The 1837-nt window shown below is 59.3% G+C and carries 2 protein-coding genes; both read left to right on the forward strand.

What is annotated here, in order from left to right:
* The first annotated feature begins 42 nt into the window (after positions 1-42).
* Positions 43-1176: an NAD-dependent epimerase/dehydratase family protein gene (locus DBR20_RS06905; protein ID WP_108265668.1), complete on the forward strand. Its 1134-nt coding sequence runs from the start codon at positions 43-45 to the stop codon at positions 1174-1176.
* Between the two features lie 28 nt (positions 1177-1204).
* On the forward strand, positions 1205-1837 hold a 633-nt coding region (locus DBR20_RS06910), incomplete at its 3' end, for a hypothetical protein (protein ID WP_219927796.1).

Consider the following 1837-nt stretch of genomic DNA (forward strand, 5'->3'; position numbering starts at 1 on the left):
GTGCAGGACCGCGACGCATTTCGAGAGACTGCGGAGAAATACATGAAAGTTCTGATCACTGGTGGTGCGGGTTTCATTGGCAGTGCATTGGCACGCGCGCTTGTCGAGCGTGGCGACCAGGTTACTGTCCTGGATAATCTTTCGCCCCAGATCCATGGCGATAACCCGGAAAACTCTGCGCTGTTGGCATCGCTGCCGGCCGACGTCGCGGTGGTGAAGGGAGATGTCCGGCTGCGCGAGGACTGGTTGCAGGTACTGCCCGGCCAGGACGTGGTGGTGCACCTTGCAGCCGAAACCGGCACCGGGCAGTCCATGTATGAGATCGATCGCTATGTCGATGTCAACGTGCGCGGCACCTCCTTGTTCCTCGATCTGATCGGCAACAAGGTGCAGGGCTGCGAATCGGTCAAGCGGGTGGTGGTGGCGTCTTCCCGCTCGATCTATGGCGAAGGCAAGTACGAGGGCGGAAACGGGCCGGTCTACCCTGGCGCGCGCGTCGATGCGGATCTGCGCGATGGCGTGTTCGAGTGCCGCGACCCGCAGTCCGGTGAGCTGGTTGCTCCGCTGCCGACGGATGAAGACTCGCGCATCCATCCCAGCTCGATCTACGGCATCACCAAGCAGGTCCAGGAACAGCTGGTACTGGTCGGCGCCTCCGCCATTGGCATCCAGGGTATCGCTCTGCGTTACCAGAACGTCTATGGGCCGGGCCAGTCGCTGAAGAATCCGTACACGGGAATTCTGTCGATCTTCTCTACCCTGCTGTTGCAGGGCAAGGGTGTGAACATCTTCGAAGACGGCAAGGAAACACGCGATTTCGTCTTCATCGACGACGTGGTGGCAGCAACGGTCGCGGCCATCGACGCCGATGTGAGCGGCCAGGCATTCAACGTGGGTACCGGTGAAGCTACCGATGTGATCACCGTCGCCAGCGCGTTGAAGGAAGCGTATGGCAAGGGTGGGGACATCAGCATCTCCGGCAACTACCGTATCGGTGATATCCGGCATAACTTTGCAGACCTGAGTCGCGCCGAGGCTGCCTTGGGCTACCGCCCACGCGTCACCTTCGCAGAAGGCGTGAAACGCTTTGCGTCATGGGTGCTGACCCAGCAGATCGAAGACTCGGGTTACCAGCGGTCGGTGGACGAAATGCGGGCGAAAGGGCTGTTGAAGTGAATCAGGCCTCACGGCTGGAGAGTGCAGCATGAGCGAGTCGCTGGCGGGCAAGCGCGTGCTTTTCATCGCTCCAATGTTCTTCGGCTATGAAAAGCTGATCAAGGGCGAGTTGGAGCAGCTCGGTGCCGTGGTCGACTACTTCAGCGACAGGCCGGGAGCAGATTTTCTAACCAAGGCGCTGATCCGGGTGGATCGCCGTTTTCTTGCAAGGAAGATCGAGCGCTACTACAGCAGCATCATCGAGGAGACCAGGGACCGTGACTACGATCTGGTCCTGATCATCCGCGCTGAGGCTGTGTCCAGCAGCATTCTTGATCGGCTGCGCAGCATCCATTCGCGTGCAAAGTTCGTGCTGTATCTCTGGGACTCGATGCACTACAACCCGAACGCCCGCAAGGTGTTGGGGAAGTTCGACGCCGTCCTGTCTTTCGATCGTGCTGATGTTGACGCGAATCCGCAGATGCAGTTCCTGCCGTTGTTCTATGGCAGGGAGTTCGAGCGCGCAGCCAACTGGACCGGTGACTTCAAGTATGACGCGTGCTTCATCGGCACCATCCATACCGATCGGTACAGGGTTCTTGAGCAGATCATCGAGCAGCTCGAGAAGGATGGGATGAGAGTATTCGTCTACTGCTATTACCCGTCCCGCATGCTCTTCCGG

The organism is Stenotrophomonas sp. HMWF023 (genome assembly GCF_003060985.1).
Classification (GTDB): domain Bacteria; phylum Pseudomonadota; class Gammaproteobacteria; order Xanthomonadales; family Xanthomonadaceae; genus Stenotrophomonas; species Stenotrophomonas lactitubi.